Source organism: Adhaeretor mobilis (genome assembly GCF_007741515.1).
In the GTDB taxonomy this organism is placed as follows: Bacteria; Planctomycetota; Planctomycetia; order Pirellulales; family Lacipirellulaceae; genus Adhaeretor; species Adhaeretor mobilis.
On the sequence record NZ_CP036263.1, the window covers coordinates 1,523,484 to 1,540,389 of the forward strand.

Here is a 16,906-nt window from a genome sequence, read left to right on the forward strand (position 1 = left end):
GTAGGGAATGTCGTTCGTGGCATTCTGAAGAATTGAACGAACAGAATTCGCCGCGACAACAATCGCCGAAAGATGGCAGATGAAATTGGTTGTCGGCCTAGGAAATCCGGGTCGTAAGTACACGGGAACTCGACACAATATAGGCTGGGAAGTGCTTGCTCGGTTAGCCGAGATCACTTCCGCCCAGCCTGTTGGAAACAAGTTTGAAGGAGAAGTTCGCGAAGCTGTAGTAGCAGGCGAAAAGCTGCTACTGCTGGCTCCGCACACGTTTATGAATCTTAGCGGTCGCAGCGTAAAACTGGCCACGAGCTTCTATAAGCTAGAGACTGAAGACCTGCTGGTCATTTGCGACGATTTCAACATTCCCGTAGGGGAATTGCGAATCAGAGCACGTGGCAGTCACGGCGGCCAAAACGGCCTTGCCGACATTGCCAATCAGCTGAAAACTACCGAGTATACTCGCCTGCGGGTGGGCATTGGGCCCGTGCCCGACGGTTGGGCTTCGCCCGATTTTGTGCTCGGGAAGTTTGCCAAAAAAGAACAGGACGAGATTCAGATTCAAACCCAACGAGCGGCCGAAGCCGTGCTAACGTGGGCCGCCGAAGGCTCTACCGCAGCCATGAATCGCTTTAATGGGAAAAATTAGGCAACACAACACTAACTAACCGCTTGTGGCTCAGCCGTTCAATCAGCTAGCCGCCCCTGAGGAGAGACAAATTGGCTGACAACACAGCAACCTACGAAGGCCTGTTCATTTTCGACGCAAATCGCTTCGCGCGCGATCGCGAAGCGCTCGCCAAGCAAGTCGAAGGTGCGATCACCGACGCTGGTGGCAACATCCAAGTGAGCCGGCTCTGGGAAGAACGCCGCTTGGCATACCCGATCAACGGGCAGCGCAAGGGCGCCTACTGGCTCATGTACTTTGAGCTGTCGACTCAAAAGGTGACTGAATTGACGCGAGTCTGCGAATTAAACGATTCGCTCTTGCGTCAGCTGTTTGTCCGACTGCCCGAATCCCTGGTCGAGCCGATCCTCGATCACGTTCGTGGTGGTGGCACTCCTGAAGATGTCCCTTCGGAAGTCGAGCCCGAAGTCGTCGTGGCCGCGGCAACTGAGTAGCCGAAGACTGTATCGCAAACCGGAACCGCTGTAGCGGGGTGAAGGAACAATCATGGCAAGTTTTAACCGTGTAGTGCTCGTGGGCAATTTGACCCGCGATCCTGAATTGCGGCACATTCCTAGCGGTATGGCCGTGTCCGATATCGGCTTGGCCGTGAATGATCGCGTGAAGCGCAACAACGAATGGGTCGATGAAACCACTTTTGTGGATATCACTCTTTGGGGACGCACCGCCGAAGTTGCCAATGAGTATCTGAGCAAAGGATCACCCGTGCTAATTGAGGGCCGCCTGAAACTTGACAGCTGGGAAAAAGACGGCCAAAAGCGCAGCAAGCTAAAAGTCATTGGCGAGCGCATGCAAATGCTGGGTGGTCGAGATGGAGGCGGTGGAGGAGGCGGCCGCGGGCGATCTAGTTCCGCGTCCACATCCTCATCATCGGAAGGTTCCTATGAAACCCAGGATAGCTACGACGCGCCCCCAGCGCGTACAGCTCCCCCTGAAGATGATATCCCGTTTTAAGCACTCGGTCCTTTCGAATAATACAAAATCAACCCTTTCACTTCATAGATCAAAGATTTTACGGTCATGACTGCACAAACAAAAAAGAAAAAGAGCCGTCTTCCTAAAGGTATCAAGCGTCTTCCTAAGGGCGACCAAGGTGGCATCGAGCTGCTGCTCATTCACAAAGTGGAAAGCCTGGGCGGGCAGGGCGAGGTTGTGCAAGTAAGTCCTGGCTACGCCAATAACTATCTGCTGCCGCAGGGTTTGGCCACTCTGGCGAGCGATCATCACAAGCGTATGGTCGATAAGCACAAAGCGAAGCTGCAAGCAATCGAGAAGGCCCAACAAGCCGACCTCCGTAAGCATGCCGCAGAAATCTCCAAACAAAGCATCACAATCGAAGCCAACGCTACCGACGATGGCCACCTGTATGGTAGTGTCGGGGCTCCGGAGATCGTGGCAGCTTTGAAGAACAGCGACATCACTCTAAATTCCGACCAAATCCGCCTCGAAGGCCCACTCAAAGAGCTTGGTCTCTACACGGTCAAGTTCCGCCTGGCCAGTGAAGTCGAAGGCGAGCTCAAGGTGTGGGTTGTCCCCCAAGTTGGTGTCGACGCCTAGTTGTTGTTGCTTAAGATAGTTTTTCTACACAAACGCACGCCATCCGAATCGGATGGCGTGCGTTTTATTTGCAAAGAGCCTAAGCTGACATCAGCACTCACAATACTTCGCACTACTCAGAACACGTTTCGCAGCGGTGCTCACAACGCATTAACTAAGCGATTTTCAACAGGTACTTTCAGGGTGAGGGAACACACCAATGGCAGATCAAAACGGCTTCGGTAGCAATGGTAATAGCAAAGGCAACGATAGGTCGCAGCGTTCCAACTCGCCCATCGATCGCCAACTCCCCGCAGACTTAGAGGCCGAGCGTGCCGTCCTAGGCAGTATCTTGTTGCTGCCTGAAGTGTTTGACGAAGTCGCGCTCGTCATTCGCCCAGATGATTTCTACGACGATGCAAATCGGCGGATCTACGAGCATCTAGCCGCTATGCACGACGTGGGCCAGCGTATCGATCCCATGCTGTTGGTGGATCGTCTGCGGAAAGCGGAAATCTATGACGCCGTCGGTGGCGCCGCCTACCTGGCTGAAATCGGCAAGCAAGTCCCCACAGCTGCCCATGCAGAATACTATGCGAAGATGGTTGCAGATAAGTCGGTACTACGAGCTTTGATCCACGCGAGCACCGATATTCTCCATGAAGCCTACGAGCCGTCTGTCGAAACGCGTGTGCAATTGGCGAAAGCAGAGGAAAGGGTCTTCGCAATTCTCGAAGATCGCGGGGCAGGGCAGGTCTCGCCGATTGCGGACGTGCTGCAAGAATCGCTCGATCGCCTTGATGCTCGCATGGATCAGGACCACGCATTTGGCGGTGTGGAGACCGGTTTCGACGATTTCGACCAGCTCACCGGCGGCTTGCAAAATTCAGAGCTCCTTATCCTTGCCGCCCGTCCTAGTATGGGCAAGACGGCCCTCGCAATGAATATGACCGAGCATGCAGTATTGCAGGCGAACGTGCCCACGCTGTTCGTGAGTCTAGAAATGGCCGCGCTCGAACTGGGCGATCGCTTGCTATGTGGGGTTGCCGAAGTGAACGGCAATCGCCTGCGCAATGGCACCATTTCCACGGACGAACGCCGGCAGCTGGTTGAAGCCGCTGCCACGGTGAGCCAAGCACCGCTGTTCATCGATGATTCTCCCAGTCGTACGATGACCGAAATCAGTGCGAACGCCCGGCGTCTCAAACGCCGTCACGGGTTGGGACTGGTGGTTATCGATTACCTGCAACTGATCGAACCGGATAACCCACGCGATCCTCGCCAAGAACAAGTCTCGAAGATCGCCCGCCGTTTGAAAGGCTTGGCCCGCGAACTGGACGTGCCCGTGCTGTGCCTTGCCCAGTTGAATCGCCAAGTGGAATCCACCCGTGACAACAAGCCGCAACTGAGCCACCTTCGCGAGTCGGGGGCCATCGAGCAAGACGCCGACGTGGTGATGTTCGTCCACCGTGACGAGTACTACATGACCAATGAAGAAGATCGTGAAACGGTCCGCGGCGAAGCGGACCTCCTGATTCGCAAACAGCGCAGCGGCCCCACCGGCGACGTAAAGCTCACCTGGGTCCACGAATTTACTCGGTTCCGCAACTTCTCGCATAAGGCGTACTCTGAATTCCAGGACTTCGGCGCGCCACCCGAGGGTGGATTCTAATTGAGGTGCGTGACCTGTTGCTAGAAGCCTTCGTATCTACAGTCCTTGGCGTTTCAGTCGCTTTTGAGATTTATTTCTGAGCTTGACCCCTCAGGAATCCAAGGTTTGAAGCAATAACCTACTTGCTTATTCGCACTAGTCAGGTAGTTTATCAGCGGTTTCACGCATACTCGAACTAGGTGCGCAGATACTTAGCTTGTTACTGCTCTCGCCGTTGCCTCGAGATTTTTTTGGCGATCCTTACGCCGACCAATTTCTCGCTTGTCGAAGCTAGCCTCACTCAGCAGCGTGAATCGATGACCTACACGGACTCCACATCTCCTGGGAGGGACTTAGCATGCCGTTCGCATTCGCACCCCGATTCACTTCTTTGCTAGCCTGCTGCTTTGCTGGGCTTTGCTTCCTGCTGTCAGCTCAGTTTTCGTACGCTCAGACAAACACCACCTGGAATGGCAACGGTGATGGCGTCTCCTGGAACGACTCCGCGAACTGGACCGCTGGCGTTCCAGATACGCCCGGCTTTTTTAACGCCTTCATCGACGGTGGCAATTCCTCCAACTCTGCAGTCGAGACGAGTGTCAGCCAAGTGACCGTGATCGATAGCCTCTCGGTCGATGCGGGTGACCTACTCACGATCGTAGATAATAACGATTTCACAATCGCCACCGATGCGGGGCGACCTCTCAGCGGAGCCATTACGAACAATGGCTTGATCGAACTGACCAATGCGGGCAACCTAACCGAACTGATTCTTCGGGACGATGTTTCGCTTAGTGGAACGGGCATCTTGCGGCTTGGCGGTTCCACTACCAACAGCCGCATCATCGACAAAAGTGGTGCCAACGGCCATCTGACCAGTAGCAGCACGATCGAGGGCTTCGGTCAGCTAGGCGTCAGCTCTCTGCAGTTCACTAATCTTGCGGGCGCGCTGGTTGATGCAAATAATGCCGGCGGTGCCGCACTCACGCTCGATCCCAGCAGTAGCGGCGTTACCAACCAAGCAACCCTGCGCGCCTCAGGTGGCGGACTCTTGGTTCTCACCGGCGGGAATTTCGACAACACGGGCGGCGTGATCGAAGCACTCGACATGTCCACGGTTACCTTGCGGGGAAATGCCGACTTCACCAGTGGAGCCTTGCAAACCAGCGGAACAGGCATCATACAGGTGGCGGTCAGCAACACCGTCACGCTAAACGACCTCACCATTTTAGGCGACTTCCGTCAACTCGATAACACAAACGTCTTCATCAACGGAACGATCGACAACCAGACGGATGATTTCACGATCACCAATGCTGGGAATGCAACAGATCTCATTGTGGCAACCTCCGCAACTCTTGCAGGGGCTGGAACGATAACCCTAGACGGATCGAGCCATAATAGTCGCATCCTTGATAACAGTGGTACCGACGGCGTTCTTACGAACGTAAATAATACGCTCCAGGGGCGCGGGCAAATCGGTGTGAACTCGTTGGAAATCATCAATCAAGCCAGTGGCCTCATCGACGCGAACTCCTTGGGAAACACACTCACGGTTGATCCCAGCAACGGCGGAGTAACTAATGAAGGAACCTTTCACGCCTCGAGTGGCGGACTCTTGGTTCTTACCGGTGGGGATTACAACAACACGGGGGGCGTAATCGATGCACTCGACATGTCCACCGTTAGCTTGCAAGGCGGTGCCAACATCACCGGTGGAACCCTGCAAACCAGTGGTACGGGCATTGTGCGGGTGGCGGTCAGCAACCCCGTCACGTTGAATGACCTCACCATCTTGGGAGACTTCCGGCAACTCGACAATTCGGACCTCTTCATCAACGGAACAATTGACAATCAAAGCGACAATTTTACGATCACTAATGTAGGAAATGCTACGGATCTCACTGTGGCGACTTCCGCGACGCTTTCAGGGGGTGGCACGATTACCCTAGACGGATCGAGCAATAGTAGTCGCATCCTTGATAACAGTGGTGCCGACGGCGTTCTCACGAACGCAAATAACACGCTCCAAGGGCGCGGGCAAATCGGCGTAAACTCGTTGGAAATCATCAATCAAGCCAGTGGCCTCATCGACGCGAATTCCATTGGGAATAAACTCACGATCGATCCCAACAGCGGTGGCGTTACCAACCAAGGAATCCTGCGTGCCTCGAGCGGGGGCATTCTGGAACTGGAAAGTGGTGATTTCGCCAATAGTAATACCATTGAAGCGGTCGGGGCGGACTCGGAAGTCCAGATCAACAATAATGCAACGGTGACCGGCGGCACTGTGCGTGGAACGGGCGGGGGCTTGGTTCGCGTGGACACCTCGGCGAATGTCTTCTTCACGGATGTCACGTTCGAGGGAGCCGTTGAGGCGAACAACAACTCCGATTTCGGCATCAGCGGAACGATCACCAATAGCGGCACGATCACGCTAACCTCGTTGGGCAGCAATACCGACCTGGAAGTTCAAACTGGCGGTGCGACCCTGGCTGGAAACGGAAAGGTGATTCTCACCACGACGAGTAGCAATGCAGCGGGGATCAATGGCACAACAGGCGCTGTTCTTACCCATTCAGTGACGCACACCATAGAAGGCCAGGGAGCCATTGGTGAAAACACGATCGGCATCATCAATCAAGGACTCATCAACGCCAACGTACCTGGGCAATCGCTCACCATCGGTCCCCACTCCGGAGCTGGCTTGTTGAACACGGGCACCCTCCGAGCCTCCGACGGTGGCATTATGGTATTAACGGGAAATGGCAACGGTGATTTTACCAATACGGGTGCCGTGATCGAAGCAACGGGGACGGGTTCAGAGGTGCAGCTCGCCACAAACACCAACGTTAAGGGAGGAACGGTTCGTGCCGTTAGCGATGGCTTAGTGCGAGTGAATACCTCGGCGAATGTCTTCTTCACGGATGTCACGTTCGAGGGAGCCGTTGAGGCGAACAACAACTCCGATTTCGGCATCAGCGGAACGATCACCAATAGCGGCACGATTACGCTAACCTCGTCGGGCAGCAACACCGACCTGGAAGTTCAAACTGGCGGTGCGACCCTGGCTGGAAACGGAAAGGTGATTCTCACCACGACGAGTAGCAATGCAGCGGGGATCAATGGCACAACAGGCGCTGTTCTTACCCATTCAGTGACGCACACCATAGAAGGCCAGGGAGCCATTGGTGAAAACACAATCGGCATCGTCAATCAAGGACTCATCGATGCCAACGTGACGGGGCAGTCTCTGACCATTGATCCAGGTGCCTTACACATCGTTAATACGGGTACCGTACAAGCATCAGGTGGCGGTCTGCTCGTACTTTCAGGGAACGGTGCGGGTGAGTTCCGGGGCAGTGGCGTCTACCAGGCGCTCGCCGGCTCGGAAATAGTACTGGACGGCAGTGCGGTTATTAGAAACACGACATTCGATAGCGCTGGCGATGGACTCGTGCGAAGCGATACCTCCCAGAATCTCGAATGGCACAACGTTTCCAATCTAGGTAGCTTCGAGCTTCGCAACAATTCCGACTTGAGAATTCATGGGACCATCGAAAACTCGGGCAACATTGACATTATCAGCGTAGGCAACGCGACGGACCTGGAGTTGGGTGCCAACGCAACGCTCACAGGAGGAGGAACGGTTACACTGCTAGGTTCGACTACCCATATCAATTCCGTTGCAAATGGTGCTAAGCTCACCAACGCGGATAATTTGATTGAAGGTTCTGGCGCCATTGATGCTTTCGTCGTCAATAATGGTCGATTAATCGGAACTTCAGCAGCCAGTTTTTTCGAGATCAACGATCGCCTCAGCGGTGATGGGGAAATTGAAAACGTACGAATCGATGGCATTCATGCGCCAGGTCGAGATGGAATTATTGACACTGCTAGCGTCTCGGTATCCGGTGAGTACACGATTGCCAACTCAGGCGAATTGCACATCGAATTTGGCGGTACAACGATCGGCGAGTTCGACCAACTCGACTCGACGGGTACCATCAATCTAGATGGTGATCTTCTCGTCACCTTCAGCGATATTGACAACGGTTATGTTCCTAGTGCGGGTGATGAGTTCACCATCATTCAATCGACTTCGGCACTCAATGGTGCATTCGACTCAATCCTGCTCGCTGAGAGCGGCGGCGGGCGTTCCATCGAGTGGGCCCCGGTCGACTTTTCGGATCCCAACAAGATCGTACTACAAATAGCTAGCACGAACTTCTTTGCCGCTGACTACGATGAAGACGGGGATGTCGACCCCGATGATCTTGCTGTTTGGAATTCTGGCTACGGTACTTTCCCAGCATCGCATACTGATGGAGACGGCGATGGGAGTTTGCGCACCGATGGCGGAGATTTCCTCGTGTGGCAGCAGCAATTGGGCCTAGGGACGACGGTCTCCGCTGCCGTACCCGAACCAACAACCCTCAGCCTATTGCTGGCGGTCGCAGCGATTCTGTGTCCTGGCCGTCGGCACCGCTAGCAGTTCGATTGTGCCGGTCCGCTTGCGGTTTCGCCGTTGGCAACAAAAGCCGTAATTGAGTCGCTGCTAAGCCGTAAGCGGCCTTGTCTCCTTGAGCGGCATTCTGTATTTCTCCTCAGTCAAATCAGAGGAAATCCATGCTGCGCGCAGGATGCTACGCGCAGTGAGTTTGATTTCTGTACTACTTTTGAATCCAAACTATCGAACCCTAGCCTGCTCATGCTGTTGCTCCTGCGAAACCACCAAACCACTCTTCGGCTAGCGAGCTTGTGCGTGTTCGCGGTGCTTTCCCCTTGCTTGAACCATGCTCAAACAAGAGAACAGCTACCCCCTGCGCGGTCGGTCAACCCGAGTTTGATCTCGCCACAGGGTCCCGCGATTGGGGCTGCACAAAGCGATCCAGAGAAAAATGTGATCGATGTGCGTATCGTGGGCAACGATACCATTGAAACTGAACAGATCTCCGGGAACATTAGCACGCGAGTAGGTCGTCCGTTCGATCGCAGCGTGTTGCAACGGGACGTGCGCAGGCTTGCCAATCTGGGGTGGTTTGTGGATGTGAAGCCTTTATCGAACGAGACACCACAAGGCACGATCGTCATTTTCGAAGTCACTGAACGCCCCACCACGCGTTATGTAACCTACCTGGGAAACGAAAAAATCAGCGACAAAAAGCTCGGGAAGCAAACTAACTTGAAGATCGCTGGCTCGGTAGATCCATTTGCTGTGGAAGAGGGGCGACGAAAGTTACGCGACTTTTATCACGGGCAAGGCTACAACAATGCTCAAGTCACGATTATCGAAGGGACTAAACCAACCGACAAAGGCGTGGTCTATCTGATCAACGAGGGCCAGTCGGAACGCATCTGGAAGGTTGAGTTCATCGGCAATGAATTTGTTAGCGATGGGCGCCTGAAGACGCTCATCAAATCGAAGCCACCATTGCTGAAACTGTTCAAAGGCTACGTGAATCGAGAACGCATTGATGCAGACCTCGAACAGCTCACGGCCTACTACCGCGCTTTCGGTTTCTTTCAGGCACGGATCGGGCGAAAGCTGGATTATAACGAGAAAGGCAATTGGGTCACGCTGAGCTTTGTCATCAATGAAGGCCCTCGCTACAAAGTGCGCGATGTGAAGTTCATCGGCAACACGAAGTTCGACCCGGAAAAGGTAGCTGCGAATACGAAACTCAAGGCGGGGCAGCTTTTTGAACAGACAGATATGCAGAAAGACTCGCTCTGGTTACAGGAACTGTACGGAAGCCACGGATACGTTTTTGCCGACGTCAAGCCGGAAACCATTTTCCTGGAAAAGCCCGGTGAAGTCGACCTGGTCTACAACATTGAAGAGGGTGGCCAGTTTCGCGTGGGTAGGGTTTTCGTACACATTGGCGGCGACACACCCCACTCACGCCGACAAATTGCCCTGAACCGTTTATCGCTCCGCCCGGGCGACATCATGGATATTCGCGAACTCAAGGCGAGCGAACGCCGCCTTGTTGCCAGTGGCTTGCTAGAAACTGACGCCGCTACGGGTGTGAGGCCTAAGATCACCTATCGGATTCCTGACGACGTGGAGTTCGACGTTGCCACGGGACCGTCTGCCGATACTGTGCGCGGCCAAAGCCCGACCGAACTCGGTCCACCGGTATTGGCCCCGCCGAGCGCTACCTATCTCAACGACTTCCGTCGTCGTGTGGCGAGGATGTCGCCCGGTCGCGACGACACGGAAGTCCACGTCTACTGCAAAGACGAAGCGCACTTCCAAGCATGGCAAGCGGAGGAAGCTCACGCATCGGACGGCTCGTCTGGTGTAGAGCAGCCCACTAGAAAGGTTGCCCCCCAAGAAGTGATTGGTGCTAAGCCCGTTTTCCGCGGCCAGGACTCAAGAACTCAGCCTACCGATACGATGGACTTGCTAAATCGTCGCGTCGCGCAGTTGCGATCCGCTCCAGGACAGCCAGTCCACCAGTCTCAGCACCAGCAACCAAACTACCAACAGGTTTTGCCGCAACAACCGTGGCAGCCAACACGGTCGCAGACGCAAACAGTTCGCCGACCGACTTCTCCCTATCAGCAGGTTCAAACCAATGCAATCCGTGGCCAAAGCCCGCAAGTGCAGCAGGCTTATTCACAAGTAAACGTTCAGCCAGCCGCAGCACCGACGTACGCTTTGCCGCCGGGCGGGCAAGTGGTTCAAGCGGGTGGGCATGCGCCGCAGCAAGGTGGAATCCAGCCAGTTCAGTACTCGCCCCAACTGCAGCCCCCGGCGGGCTCCGTCGCTCCGACGCCTCTAAACGCTATGGGGCCGCTCCTCGGTTCGCAGATATTTCCCGATGGGCGCTTCGGCCCGTTAGGAGCGCCGTACCCGCAGCAAACGGTCGATATTTTCATCAACGGCAACGAGACCCAGACTGGTCGGCTCATGTTGGGTGTTGGTGTGAACTCCGATGCTGGTGTGGTTGGTAATGTGGTCGTCGACGAACGCAACTTCGATTGGCGACGAGTTCCCAGAAGTTTCGACGACATCCGCAACGGTTACGCATTTCGTGGTGATGGCCAACGATTTCGCATCGACGCTTCGCCCGGTAGCGAGGTAAATCGCTATTTGGTGAGTTTTCAGGAACCGTATCTCTTCGATCGTGCGATTAGCCTCGGCCTGAGTGGTTCGTACTTTGATCGACGCTATCGCAACTGGGATGAGCAACGCATTGGCGGACGCATCTCGTTAGGTCGACAATGGGTGGAACGCGATTTGTCCGCAACGGTTTCCTACCGTGGTGAAAATGTCAACATCCACGACATCAGTAATCCCAATCAGCCTGATTTGGCGGAGGCAGCGGGCGACAACTCGTTGCACGGGTTCAAGCTCAGCGTGATTAACGATACTCGCGATAGTGCGTTTTTGCCGACACAAGGGCATTACATTGAACTCTCCGGCGAGCAGGTCATCGGCACGTTCGATTATCCACGGATACTTGCTGAACTTCGAGAGCACTGGTTACTATTCGAGCGCCCCGATCATTCGGGTCGACATGTACTGAGTTACAGTACGAACATTGGCTATTCCGGAACCCATACTCCGATCTACGAGCACTTCTTCGCTGGTGGCTTCGCTACGATGCGTGGCTTCGATTTCCGGGGAGCTTCGCCGGTCGACGTTGCCAACGGCAACGTGGAAGTGGGCGGCCACTTCCAGTGGTTGAACTCATTTCAGTATTTGTTCCCCATTACCGCGGACGAGATGTTGCACGGCGTGGCATTTGTGGACTTCGGTACGGTTGAGCCGGATGTTGAGATCAATGACTTCCGTGTCGCACCGGGTGTAGGTTTGCGAATCACCGTGCCTGCGATGGGTCCGGCACCGATCGCACTCGACTTTGCCTTCCCTGTGTCGGAAGCGGCGTTCGATACCAAGGAAGTGTTTAGCTTTAGTCTCGGGTTCTCTCGCTAAACGAGCAGCACCCATTTTACGAAGCTGAGGATGATTTACAGCAACGTTTTCTGGCCACTTCATTCGTAGGGCCTACTGTGCGGACCATGAAGGACGAGAAGCCAACCCAATGAATCCCCACAGCGGCCCCTGCTTAGTCCCTTGCCTTAGGTTTGGGGTGCCATCAGTGGCATGCCATTTTCCATGCTGTCGGCCATTTTGTTGAGGGCTTCGGTTTCGATCTGGCGGACGCGTTCGCGCGTTAAGCCCAGTTTCTCGCCGATCTCCTTGAGTGTCTTCGGTTCGTAGCCGTTGAGGCCGAATCGCATACGTAAGACCGTTGCCTCACGCTGGTCCATGGTGCCGAGCATTTCGAGCACGTGACGCAGGCTATCGCTTTCGACGAGTGCTTCGTCGGGGCTTTGCTGTCCTTCGTCCATAACCATATCGCCGAGTGACCAGCCCGCTTCCGATTGATCCGTCTGAGGCGTGGCGTTGTAGATCTTGATCGCCTTCTTGATGATCGGCAGCTTCTTCTTCGGCAGACCAAGGACGCGGGCGATCTCTTCGGGTGTGGGAGTGCGATCCAGTTCTTCGGTCAAGCGAGCGTTGGCTCGTCGCCACTTACTGAGTAGCTCGACCATGTATGCGGGAATGCGGATCGTCTTGCCAGTGTTGATCAACGCCCGCTTGATCGACTGCTTGATCCAGTAGCTCGCATACGTGCTAAAACGCGTGCCCATGGTTGGGTCGAATCCCTCGACGGCCCGAAGTAAACCCAAGTTGCCCTCTTCAATCAGATCTTGCAGACTCAGACCTTTGCCGGAGTAACCGCGGGCGATGTTCACTACCAGACGTAGGTTGGCACGCACCATGCGGTCGCGAGCGGCGAGATCCCCGTTGCCAATGGCAGTGGCGAGCATCTTCTCCTCATCGGCATTGAGGAGGGCCGTCTCGTTGATCTCGCGGAGGTAGGTCTCCAGCGGTGATTGAACAGCGGAACGGCGTGCTTTAGTTTTCGTAGCCATAGGAGGGTGGACACCGTTTTCTGGTTCGCTGAACAGGCTCGGATCGCGGCATTAGCTACAGGGCGCGTAGCTTGCGGATCGACGGGCGGGTCGGCGGACGCTTGGGGGTTGTTAAAGGGATTTCGGCTTCAAACCAACTTGACGGCATCCATGCTCAAGTGATTGCAATGACGAATTCCCGGGGCGGGCTTGGTAAGTTCTAGGGGGGAGGCTCACAGCTGACCCCACGCTCCCAGCGTTGAGTTTCCAGCATCTGGCCAAACTTTTTTCTTGCACTGATAGCATCGACACGCAGACGCCGCGGGCTGCATGAAGTGGGAAGAACTTCGCTGTACACTATTTAAACGCAGTGCAACGCTTGGTCCCCGTGCAACACTTAGTCACAGAACAGCGGCTGTGCCGTGCGCGCGGGCCGTACCAATTAAACAGGCCCCGCGGGTTAGAGCCCACGAGGCCGGTTTGGTTGAGATTATCGGCATCCGCTCGTTCCCACGCGGGAGTGTGGGAACGAGGGTGTAGCTTAAGCTTCGCTCTTTGCAGCTTCCTCTTCAGAAGCGACTTCTTCAGAAGCGACTTCTGCTTCCGCTGCCGGTTCCTCAGCTTCGCTGACTTCTTCGGCAGGCTTTTCTTCGGCAGGCTTTTCCTCAGCTGCCTCTTCCTTGGGTGAAGCTTCTTCAACGGCTGGTTCTGGTTCGGCCATCTTGAACAACGGACCGGAGTCGTCGCCCATGCCACCCTTGAGGTCGCCGGGAGCTTCGCGGGCTGCGGCTTCTTCCTCAGCAGCGCGAATCTCGTCTTCCTCAGCCCACTCGACGCGTTTGCGTGACAGACCAATCTTGCGATCTTCAGTATCAACCCGCAGAATCTTCACTTCCAACTCGTCGCCCACGTTGACAACATCCTGTGGGTTCTCGATCTTGTCGTCGGAAAGCTCCGAGATATGAAGCAGGCCTTCGAGTCCATCTTCTAGGCCGACGAACACACCGAAGTTGGTGATCTTCGTAACCTTGCCCGTAACAAGTTGTCCCTGTTGGAAGCGATCGGGGATGTCCGCAGACCACGGGTCTTCGTCGAGTTGCTTGAGTCCCAACGCGATGCGGCGGCGTTCTTGATCAACCGAAAGCACTTTGCACTCGATCTCTTCGCCCTTCTCGACGACTTCGCTTGGGTGGCTGATCTTGCGGGTCCACGACATGTCACTCACGTGCAATAGACCATCGATACCTTCTTCGATTTCTATGAACGCACCGTAGTTGGTGAGGTTGCGAACCTTGCCGTTGACCATCGCCCCGGTGGGGTACTTGTCTGCGACTTTTTCCCACGGGTTGCTTTGGGTTTGCTTCATGCCGAGCGAGATTTCCTGCTTTTGCTCGTCGATACGCAGCACGATGACTTCGATCTCGTCGTCGATGTTGACGATTTCCGAAGGGTGACTGATTCGCTTGGTCCACGACATCTCGCTGATGTGCACCAGACCTTCGATGCCATCTTCGAGTTTCACGAACGCACCGTAGCTCATCACGTTGACGACCGTACCCTTGACCTTCTCGGACACGGGGTATTTCGAGGCCACGTTTTCCCACGGGCTGGCGTGCTTTTGCTTCAAGCCGAGGGCGATCTTCTCTTTTTCGTAATCGATGTTCAGGATCACGACTTCCAGTTCGTCGTCGATCTTGACCATTTCGCTGGGGTGATTGATGCGTCCCCAACTCATGTCGGTGATGTGCAACAGGCCATCGATGCCGCCCAGGTCGACAAATGCACCGAAGTCCGCAATGTTCTTGACGATGCCGGTACGGCGATCGTTGAGTTCGAGAGTCTTGAGTAGTTCGGCCTTCTTTTCGGCACGTTGGTTTTCGATCAGGCTGCGGCGGCTGACCACGATGTTGCGGCGTGCCTCGTCGATCTTGAGCACCATGCACTCGATCGTCTTGCCGATGTATTCGCCAATGTCGTGCGGACGACGGATGTCTACCTGGCTGGCAGGGAGGAACACGTTCACGCCGATATCGACCAGCAATCCACCCTTGATCTTGCGAGTAACTTCGCCAGAGACGACGTCCCCTTCGTGGACGGTCTCCATGACCTTCATCCACTTTTCAATCTTCTCAGCTTTGTTCTTGCTGAGCACGATCATGCCGCGTTCGTCGGTGCGGCCTTGCGCGTCTTCGACATCTTCGACGAGCACGCGGATTTTCTGGCCCACTTCGGGCGGCTCGATCTCTTCTCCCTCGGTCTCAGGTTCCCACTCGTCCTTGGGGATCAACCCTTCGCTCTTGTAACCGACATCCACGAGGACGAACTCGTCGTCGATGCGGATGATAGTACCTTCAACAATTTGGTTGACGTCGATGTCTTCGCCGCCTAGCCAGCTAATATCATCGGGCGCCATATCTCCTATGGCTGCTTCCCAATCTTCCTCAGAGACATCGAATTCGCGAATTAAGTTACGGTTGACCATGGAAAAAGAGAGACCTACGTGGAGGGCGTTGAGCAGAGTGTTGACTTGCTAGAGACGAGTTGCCTGAATCCGGATTCAAGTCGGCAGTGGGCAGTGGGCAGTGGGCAGTTTCATTGGCCAACTATCGAAACTAGCTGGTCAACAAGACTGCCTACTGCCTACTGCCTACTGCTCACTAACTGAACGATCTCCTTGGTTAGAGTTCTGTCAGTCGAGGTTGCATCTACAATAGATACAGTCAAAAAATTCTCGACCAAGCGAAGCCTGCGATTCTATCACAGTCCGTGGGGAGCCACAATCGGGTTAAGTTGTTTGTGGGCTAGGAGTTGAGCCGACGACTCAAGCCTCTCGGCTCGGGGCTGATTCGAATCGGGGGCACGGTCCTGGCTAAGGCGACTTTTGCTCGGAATCTGTATTTCTGTGAGCGAAAGTCCCCGGCGGCTGAGGACGAGATTCTTGAATCACCCCTGGTTTTGTAGTGTCTGACGCTCTTGGCGGTGATTCCAGCTCACGGGCTTTTGCTAAGCATATCTCTTCCATGATGCCGTACAATTCGCGCACAACCGGGTTGCCTGCAGCTCGCTGTGAGGCGGATTCGTCGAATCGAGCAGCAGCGTGTCTCCACGAAGTTTGGCGAGGAGAGGTAATCTTGGGAGGTAAAGACTCGAGATCACGGGGATTGGGAGCAAGTGGCTTTCGCCGTTTTGACTGTCGAAGCTGCGGCTTAGGACTATTGGGCTGGGGTGTCTGGGGCTCTGGAGACGCCGCCGGGGCAATCCTGAAGGGACGGTCCTGCAGTTCCTCCGTCTCTCGCTTGAGTTTCTCCGAGAAGCGATCCGCCTCAGTCTTCGGCTTCGGCGTGCGAGCTGTTACTTCTGGGCACATGCCGAAACGCTCCTGCTGCAGCGTTTCCAGTCGTTCACGCATCGCGTCGAATTGTTCTTGGCTGTCGCATTGCTCTGCCATGATCGAGACAATTTCGTCCAGTGTGTCGAGAACCTTCCCGGGTGAGACCGTCTTTGGTTTCTTGCGTGCGAACTGTTCAGGGCACGATCGCTCCAATAGCCAAGCCGCCGCTCGCCAGTGCGTGTCTGCTTTCTTACGTAGCGTCATCAGCGGAAAGAGTTGTGCGGAAGTTCGTGCCTCGCGCAGCTTCTGCGCAAACTGGGGATCGCGCTGAGCTTCACGGCGCACTGTCCAAGAAGAGCAGCCCACGTGTCGTGCCGCAGCTTCAATCCCTAGTCCGACAGACACCATCGAACAAAGCGACTTTTGCTTTGCTGGGTCAGCGAGCAATCGCGGTCGGCCGATCGTTGACTGGTTTTCAGTTCCTGTGTCCGAGGATTTCATGGGCAAACTCCGCATTGGGTTCTAGAGGACGCGCAGCGAGCGCGCAAGGACCGTGCATTTTAGCGGAGGTGGTGGCACGATTTCGCGTGCGATTTTTGGCCACCTGCTAGAACTTGGATATCGTATTGGCTGTAGGGTGTCGTGAGCTTTAGCGAAACGCACCTTCTTGCACGGATGGATGTAGGCGTAAAAGTATGAATTCCCGTTGGCATTGGAAGCTGACATGCCAACTCTTGCTTGTAGTCATGGTGCGTTTCGCTAAAGCTCA

General features: G+C 55.0%; 10 protein-coding genes. 7 read left to right on the plus strand and 3 right to left on the minus strand.

What is annotated here, in order from left to right; genetic code table 11:
• Positions 1 to 79 precede the first annotated feature (79 nt).
• From pth to HG15A2_RS06020, 7 genes are all read left to right on the plus strand, one after another.
• On the plus strand, positions 80 to 646 hold the full coding sequence (gene pth / locus HG15A2_RS05990; protein ID WP_145058795.1) for an aminoacyl-tRNA hydrolase: 567 nt from the start codon (positions 80 to 82) through the stop codon (positions 644 to 646).
• 71 nt (positions 647 to 717) lie between these two features.
• The gene (gene rpsF, locus HG15A2_RS05995) at positions 718 to 1,119 is read left to right on the plus strand and encodes a 30S ribosomal protein S6 (protein WP_218932351.1); all 402 of its coding nucleotides are present in this window, start codon (positions 718 to 720) and stop codon (positions 1,117 to 1,119) included.
• A 52-nt stretch (positions 1,120 to 1,171) separates the two neighbouring features.
• On the plus strand, positions 1,172 to 1,639 hold the full coding sequence (ssb, locus tag HG15A2_RS06000; protein WP_145058799.1) for a single-stranded DNA-binding protein: 468 nt from the start codon (positions 1,172 to 1,174) through the stop codon (positions 1,637 to 1,639).
• A 66-nt stretch (positions 1,640 to 1,705) separates the two neighbouring features.
• Positions 1,706 to 2,242 (plus strand): 50S ribosomal protein L9, encoded by a 537-nt coding sequence (gene rplI / locus HG15A2_RS06005; protein ID WP_145058801.1) that lies wholly within the window; start codon positions 1,706 to 1,708, stop codon positions 2,240 to 2,242.
• 199 nt (positions 2,243 to 2,441) lie between these two features.
• Positions 2,442 to 3,893 carry a replicative DNA helicase gene (dnaB, locus tag HG15A2_RS06010; protein WP_145058803.1) on the plus strand — a complete coding sequence of 484 codons (1,452 nt, stop codon included), beginning with the start codon at positions 2,442 to 2,444 and terminating at the stop codon, positions 3,891 to 3,893.
• 337 nt (positions 3,894 to 4,230) lie between these two features.
• Positions 4,231 to 8,364, plus strand: a complete 4,134-nt coding sequence (locus HG15A2_RS06015) for a beta strand repeat-containing protein (protein ID WP_145058805.1) — start codon at positions 4,231 to 4,233, stop codon at positions 8,362 to 8,364.
• 354 nt (positions 8,365 to 8,718) lie between these two features.
• Positions 8,719 to 11,820, plus strand: a complete 3,102-nt coding sequence (locus HG15A2_RS06020; RefSeq protein ID WP_218932352.1) for a POTRA domain-containing protein — start codon at positions 8,719 to 8,721, stop codon at positions 11,818 to 11,820.
• Between the two features lie 146 nt (positions 11,821 to 11,966).
• Here HG15A2_RS06020 and HG15A2_RS06025 read toward each other — a convergent pair whose 3' ends face one another.
• From HG15A2_RS06025 to HG15A2_RS06035, 3 genes are all read right to left on the minus strand, one after another.
• Positions 11,967 to 12,827, minus strand: a complete 861-nt coding sequence (locus tag HG15A2_RS06025; protein ID WP_145058809.1) for a sigma-70 family RNA polymerase sigma factor — start codon at positions 12,825 to 12,827, stop codon at positions 11,967 to 11,969.
• A 520-nt stretch (positions 12,828 to 13,347) separates the two neighbouring features.
• A complete protein-coding gene (locus HG15A2_RS06030; RefSeq protein WP_145058811.1) occupies positions 13,348 to 15,288 on the minus strand; it encodes a 30S ribosomal protein S1 in 1,941 nt (646 codons plus the stop codon).
• Positions 15,289 to 15,675: 387 nt separating this feature from the next.
• On the minus strand, positions 15,676 to 16,638 hold the full coding sequence (locus tag HG15A2_RS06035) for a hypothetical protein (RefSeq protein WP_145058813.1): 963 nt from the start codon (positions 16,636 to 16,638) through the stop codon (positions 15,676 to 15,678).
• Between the last annotated feature and the right edge of the window lie 268 nt (positions 16,639 to 16,906).